Origin of the sequence: Microcystis sp. M165S2, assembly GCF_020245885.1 — a bacterium.
Taxonomy (GTDB): domain Bacteria; phylum Cyanobacteriota; class Cyanobacteriia; order Cyanobacteriales; family Microcystaceae; genus Microcystis.
Map to the genome: position 1 here is coordinate 1 of NZ_JADBTZ010000180.1, position 6,826 is coordinate 6,826.

Sequence of the window (6,826 nt, forward strand, 5' to 3'; positions counted from 1 at the left end):
CGTTAAATATAGGGAGAAAGGTAGTCGGAGAGGTTGCATTTAGCAAGAATCCGATAGAGAGGCTTGTAGTTAGCCCGGTACGGGTCAAAGCGTACAAAGCTGATTCAAAGTGCGACGTTTGCGTACAGAATTAGTAACTATTAATAGGGAGCTAACTGCGAAATTAGCCTACAAAACCTGAAAAAATCTCCCACAAACATGGCGAGGACAAGCATGAATACAATTAGTAATTTTTTAGCTAGTGCTATTGTCGGCGGCTGGATTATGACCATGGCAGTTTTTGCTATTCAAAATATCCAACCAGTTTCTTTAAAGTTTCTACAATTTGAGTCAATTAAAGTACCTATCGGTGTTTTATTGGCTTTTTCTTTGGGAATTGGATTTTTTATGGCCGCATTTATCCCCGCTTTTTTGAGAAAGTCGAAAAAATCTCCTCGCAGTCGCTTTCCCTCACAACCGGGGTTAGACGAGTTTGATTTTTAGATAAGCTGTTCAGCATCTAAATACGGCGGTTCCTCTATCCATCTGGCACGGACAACTCCTTATTGGATAAGCCTTTCCACTTAGAAGATGTACCAGACTGAGCTTGAATCCGCCCTAGCGTATAACACTAAATCCAGTTATTAAAGACTGATTATTTATTCCCCCTTTTGCATCAGTGCCTCTTGCATGAGTGCCTGTCCTCATAAGTAGGATTTGCGGCAAAAAGTTTTTCGTGGGGGTAGGGTGTGGGGTGTAGGGTGTAGGGTTTTAGCGATTTTCATCTGGTAAATTACCTAATTTTCAGGGAAAAAGTCCCTGAATTTTCCCCCCAATCACTCCAATCGCTGGCACTTTGGGTTAGACGGAAGTTTCAATCCCTAATAGGGCTTAAGATTAATTGGAACATTTTTGACTCAAGTAAACGGTAAAGGGCTTGATGTTTCAATCCCTAATAGGGCTTAAGATTAATTGGAACTCTCGTTCCAGAGCTTTGACTTGTGCAACCGAAGTTTCAATCCCTAATAGGGCTTAAGATTAATTGGAACATTTCGAGTTTTGCGGGCTAACTTGGGAATTTACCGTTTCAATCCCTAATAGGACTTAAGATTAATTGGAACCTAATAGCACTTGCAAAAAAGGGCTAAAAGTCGAGTTTCAATCCCTAATAGGACTTAAGATTAATTGGAACATCGACTTTGGGGCTACAGCTTCCTCCGTGGCCCGGTTTCAATCCCTAATATAGCAAATAATGGGTTATTTAGGACGCTTTCAATTTTTAAACTCTTATCTGAACAGGGTTTCAGCGATGGATTGTCCTAAGCACCTTGGTCTTTGCTATAGGACTTAAGATTAATTGGAACCCCTATACAGGGACTCAAACTATAACATTCAAATTGTTTCAATCCCTAATAGGACTTAAGATTAATTGGAACTAGGAGTTGCCAAATTCTTCTAGGGGAATGCCTTCGCAGTTTCAATCCCTAATAGGACTTAAGATTAATTGGAACGCCTAAAAAACGGCTATTAATTCCAGTTCCTTGTTCGTTTCAATCCCTAATAGGACTTAAGATTAATTGGAACGAATATTTACGGCGTGGAGTCTTTTAATACTCAAGGTTTCAATCCCTAATAGGACTTAAGATTAATTGGAACTAGGGGTAGCTTTAAACCATTGCCATTGAGGTTGCGTTTCAATCCCTAATAGGACTTAAGATTAATTGGAACAAGATGAGGAGGTTTCTTTCGTTCCCGTCCATTTGTTTCAATCCCTAATAGGGCTTAAGATTAATTGGAACAAGATGTCTGACAACGTTGTACTACTAAATTCGCGTTTCAATCCCTAATAGGGCTTAAGATTAATTGGAACCCCTATTTACCGCGATTGGGCGATACCACGATGTGTTTCAATCCCTAATAGGGCTTAAGATTAATTGGAACAAGATTTTTCTAAAGCCAGCTTCACTTGCCTCGGCGTTTCAATCCCTAATAGGGCTTAAGATTAATTGGAACAATCACATCTATTGGGTAACATCTCTTCAAATCGGTTTCAATCCCTAATAGGGCTTAAGATTAATTGGAACAATACTCCCCTATTTATCGCCCAAGCCGGCGATCGTTTCAATCCCTAATAGGACTTAAGATTAATTGGAACACAAGCGGGAATGATCGTCGCTACACCCTGATCCACGTTTCAATCCCTAATAGGACTTAAGATTAATTGGAACTCTAGTTTAGTCGTTGCTTCTAGTGATAACTTCCAGTTTCAATCCCTAATAGGACTTAAGATTAATTGGAACATTACGAATATCGCAGGCCATATTATGATGTATTCGTTTCAATCCCTAATAGGACTTAAGATTAATTGGAACATTGGCGGCGGCTTTCACCTTTTTGAGGTCTGGGTTTCAATCCCTAATAGGACTTAAGATTAATTGGAACGGAGATATCCAAAAGGGTACAACGGGTTTAACGATAGAAGTTTCAATCCCTAATAGGACTTAAGATTAATTGGAACTTGGAACACTGCCCGATGGGAGGCCGCCCTCGGAAATTGAAGTTTCAATCCCTAATAGGACTTAAGATTAATTGGAACCCGGAAGCGATCGAGGGAATATTCTATTTTTTTGAAAGTTTCAATCCCTAATAGGACTTAAGATTAATTGGAACGTTTGGCGAATTCTTGAATAATTGGGATTCCCCGTTTCAATCCCTAATAGGACTTAAGATTAATTGGAACATTCGTCGGGCAGGCTTAGATTTTGCTAGTTTCTGGTTTCAATCCCTAATAGGACTTAAGATTAATTGGAACCCTTTCCGTAAATTACAGCTAATTCATTGATATTTGTTTCAATCCCTAATAGGACTTAAGATTAATTGGAACCAATACTGGTAGTAGGCGAAGCAGGAAGCGGCAAGTTTCAATCCCTAATAGGACTTAAGATTAATTGGAACTCGGTGCTAATCCCCCTAATCTGCTTAAAAGATGTTTCAATCCCTAGTAGGGCTTAAGATTAATTGGAACAAAATCTAAATCCAATTCTAACCCATGCTTACCCGTTTCAATCCCTAATAGGGCTTAAGATTAATTGGAACTATTGCTTTAATAGTTCTAAGTATTTATCTGTATCAGTTTCAATCCCTAATAGGGCTTAAGATTAATTGGAACCAGTAAAAGGTCATCCAGCATTTATTAACTGTTACGTTTCAATCCCTAATAGGGCTTAAGATTAATTGGAACCAAGAGTGTCTTTTTTATGAGAGTGCTGGTTGGCGTTTCAATCCCTAATAGGGCTTAAGATTAATTGGAACTCGGTCAGCTTGTATTTTTAATTTAGCAAGAGAAGTTTCAATCCCTAATAGGGCTTAAGATTAATTGGAACGAGTTGCCTTTTGAAGAAGCAAAAATCAATTATGGGTTTCAATCCCTAATAGGGCTTAAGATTAATTGGAACGCAATTACTACAGACTCTATAGAAGATGCTCTCATGTTTCAATCCCTAATAGGACTTAAGATTAATTGGAACTTGGAACAATAAATAGCCTCTCCATCTACCGTATCCACGGGTTTCAATCCCTAATAGGACTTAAGATTAATTGGAACGGGCGTGAGCGAGTGGCGCGACAAAAGTGGATTCGTTTCAATCCCTAATAGGACTTAAGATTAATTGGAACCCTTAACTACTTACTTGCCTCGGGAAGTTTCGGAGTTTCAATCCCTAATAGGGCTTAAGATTAATTGGAACCTTTATCCTTTTAATTGATCCGGCAAAGGGCGATCGAACGTTTCAATCCCTAATAGGACTTAAGATTAATTGGAACGCTGAATATGGATTTTTTCTTTGTTCCGAAAGGATGTTTCAATCCCTAATAGGACTTAAGATTAATTGGAACCTTCTGTAGATGGGGATATAGCTGAACTAGGTCCAGTGTTTCAATCCTCAGTAAGGCTTAAGCTTAATTGCTTCGATTCAGGCCCGACTAATGGCGAAATATCTCATGGTTTCAATCCTTAGTAAGGCTTAAGCTTAATTGCTTCCCATCTTCCTTTAGCCCTTGATGTAAAAGGGTTTCAGGTAAGGATTGCGCCCCATTCGCTAAAATTCAGTTTTCAAGGTTCTGCTCGGTCTAAAAAATCAGTCTAGTAAATCCCAGATCGTAAGCTGGTCGGGGTTTTCGGGGATTGCGCCCCGCGATTTTTTAGGCTTTCGCTTGGATACCTTATCAGATAAGGCTTTTGGTTTGTTTTTGCCGTGGCTATCCCCGCACGGCTGAGGTGGGGCGGAAGAAAAAATAAGGGATTGCGAGCCATTCTCGGGCTGAGTGGGGGTGCGATTCCCTTCCTGCTTCATCTGCTTACTAATCGAGTGTTCGGCATTCTCTATCGGCGCATCCCCGATAGACTCTTGATTTGCATCAAGATCAGGCTTGACGCTCCCATCGCTAAAAGCGAGGGATTCCCTGTTCATCCAGTTACCTTATCTATTAAGCTTTCACCTAATAGACAGTGGGTAGTCTGTCCGAGGGCTTGAATTTCTGTCCGCCCGACAGTATTTGCTTTTTGAAGTATGTTGATAGCGGCATTTTCATCTCTGTCCAGAACACAACCACCTTTTTTCTTTTTGGAGAGTTTACGCTGTGCCTTTTTCAGTCGTTTTTCGGCTTTACGGAGGAAACGAGGGTTATCAATTTTATCCCCATTAGAGTCGGTCAAGAAATGGTTTAAACCTAAATCAATCCCTACCTCCTTTCCTGTAGAATTAAGCAGTTCTACTCGTTCAAGGTCTAAAACAAATTGACAATAGAATCCGTCAGCCCTTTTAATAAGCCTAACTCTTTTGATTAGGGGCTTATCTAGAATTTCACGATTATAAGAGCCAACTAGCTTTAACTTACCAATTCCAGTTTTATCTGTTATGTGGATAGACTTTTTATCTTCTGACAGTTTCCAGCCAGAAGTTTTGTACTCCACAGACCTTGAGAACTTCTTGAATTTAGGGTAGCCTTTTTGAGCTAAACCTTTCTTACAATTGTCATAGAAACGAGATATAGCAAACCAAGCTCTTTCGGCACTAGCTTGACGAGCCATAGAGTTAAGATTACCTACAAACGGAGTGTCTGGATCATTACTCAACGTTGTTACAAATTTGCAAAAAGAAGCATAATTTACCTTATCTTCTCTGTGAGAATCCATCCAGAGTCTAATGCACTTATTCCGAATGAACTGTCCTATTCTAATAGCTTCTAAGATAGCTATTTGTTGTTGTTGTGTAGCTTTAACCTTAAACTCTATGACTCGCATTGACCCGACCTCTCAATGTGTTATGTTATAACTATATCATCTCACTGTGCAAACTGTCAAGGGTATGAAATAAATTTAATTAGACACCCCTAAGTATCAATCGTGCTTCGCTGTTTTATACTGGTCGGCTTTTCATCTCATCGGTAAAACCGAGAGCCTTCAAACCGACATTTCAAGTAATGCCTTATTTAATCCAGACTTTCTTTTTTTGCCATTTTGTTTATAACCATCGCCGTCTTCTCTTTCTTTAGGTTTTGCGGCGGCTGTCATGTTTTTTAGTTTTAAATCTTCTAAAATAACTGATTGATATTCGCTGGTTATTTTATGGGCTAATTGAGCATTTCTCCCTTTTCGTTGACGAGCAATTTTCTCGTGAACACGAGCGAGTTTAGCGTAGGTTTTACGCTGATTATTAGAGCCATCTTTCTGTCTAGAAGCTTGACGCTGTAATCGATCAAGTCGCTTTTTCTGAATTTTTGCGTAGCGTTTAGCTTCTGATTGTCTTCCTAAATCATCGGTAAATATTGCCACAGCACCCATATCTAAACCAACACATTTATCGGATTCTTTATAGATCGTGTCGTCAGTTTCAACGGTTAACTGTAGATAATATCCCGTCGCTTTACGAGTAATTTTAGCCATTCGGGGAGCTTTTCCTTGCAATCGATCGAGTCCCCGTACTTTTAATAATCCTATCTTTGAAGAAACGATAACCCCGTTAGATTTAATTTTTATAGTTCCAGGTTGACCATTAACAAGAGTCTCCACTTTATCCCGTCTTCCCTTAAATCTAGGAATCCCTCGAATGCCTTTTTTAGCGGCATCATAAGCGGGTTTAATCACACTTTTAAAAAATCCTTTTTTAAACTCTGTTTCAATTTCACCGATAAATTTTGCCGTATTTTCTCGAAAGTAAAAAGCAAGTTTCTTTCTGTTGAGATAATTAACAGCATCCTTGTCAATATTTTCGGCATTCATAAAACGACGGATAGCGATCGCATCTAAGGGAGTATATTCTTTCCCATTGCTTGTCTTTTTAAAATAGGCGATTTTACAGCAAGGATTGCCGATTAAAAGCTTTTTCTCTTTATCTTTAAGGGTTTTAAACTCTTTTTCGTCGTAATGCCCAGAATAACTTAACTCCCATATTTCAGGGCTAAACTCATCAAATTTATGTTTTTTGCGATAATATCTTTGTTTTGATTCTTCCTTAAGTGCGATCGAAAGATTCCAGAGCAACTTACACGCAGCCAAAGACTGATCAATTTTGCTGACCTGTTCTTCGGTGGGATGAATTTTAAACTCTAGGACTTTCACGTTAGGCTCAAAAATCAAATACTTTTATACTAGCTTTAGTTTAGAGCTATGTCAAATAACAAATTCTGCATTCTAAGGGCAAGGCCCTTGACATCCTCACCGCCGTAAACGGACGGTGATTCCCAAACCTCACGATTTAGGTTTCTGCTTCTTTCCCTTGCGGGGTTCCGCACCTGCCTTAACAGAGTAAATCTGTTCTGGTCTTATGGTCGCTCTACAGACTGACAC

The 6,826-nt window shown here is 39.3% G+C and carries 4 protein-coding genes, 1 pseudogene and 2 CRISPR repeat arrays; of the genes and pseudogenes, 2 read left to right on the forward strand and 3 right to left on the reverse strand.

What is annotated here, in order from left to right:
- Nucleotides 1–134 (forward strand): annotated as a pseudogene (locus IM479_RS22580) (RNA-guided endonuclease InsQ/TnpB family protein); the annotation flags it as partial.
- 79 nt (nucleotides 135–213) lie between these two features.
- The gene (locus tag IM479_RS09360) at nucleotides 214–483 is read left to right on the forward strand and encodes a lipopolysaccharide assembly protein LapA domain-containing protein (RefSeq protein ID WP_287686628.1); all 270 of its coding nucleotides are present in this window, start codon (nucleotides 214–216) and stop codon (nucleotides 481–483) included.
- Between the two features lie 367 nt (nucleotides 484–850).
- Nucleotides 851–1,172: a CRISPR direct-repeat array (repeat unit 37 nt; unit sequence GTTTCAATCCCTAATAGGACTTAAGATTAATTGGAAC).
- A gap of 206 nt (nucleotides 1,173–1,378) precedes the next feature.
- Nucleotides 1,379–3,873: a CRISPR direct-repeat array (repeat unit 37 nt; unit sequence GTTTCAATCCCTAATAGGACTTAAGATTAATTGGAAC).
- A gap of 242 nt (nucleotides 3,874–4,115) precedes the next feature.
- Here IM479_RS09360 and IM479_RS09365 read toward each other — a convergent pair.
- The 3 genes from IM479_RS09365 to c2c8 form a co-directional block, all read right to left on the reverse strand.
- Nucleotides 4,116–4,448: a hypothetical protein gene (locus IM479_RS09365; RefSeq protein WP_287686630.1), complete on the reverse strand. Its 333-nt coding sequence runs from the start codon at nucleotides 4,446–4,448 to the stop codon at nucleotides 4,116–4,118.
- The gene (locus IM479_RS09370; protein ID WP_287699377.1) at nucleotides 4,445–5,281 is read right to left on the reverse strand and encodes an RNA-guided endonuclease InsQ/TnpB family protein; all 837 of its coding nucleotides are present in this window, start codon (nucleotides 5,279–5,281) and stop codon (nucleotides 4,445–4,447) included. The genes IM479_RS09365 and IM479_RS09370 overlap by 4 nt, the downstream gene beginning before the upstream one ends.
- 159 nt (nucleotides 5,282–5,440) lie before the next feature.
- Nucleotides 5,441–6,616, reverse strand: a complete 1,176-nt coding sequence (gene c2c8 / locus IM479_RS09375; RefSeq protein ID WP_287699378.1) for a type V CRISPR-associated protein C2c8 — start codon at nucleotides 6,614–6,616, stop codon at nucleotides 5,441–5,443.
- Between the last annotated feature and the right edge of the window lie 210 nt (nucleotides 6,617–6,826).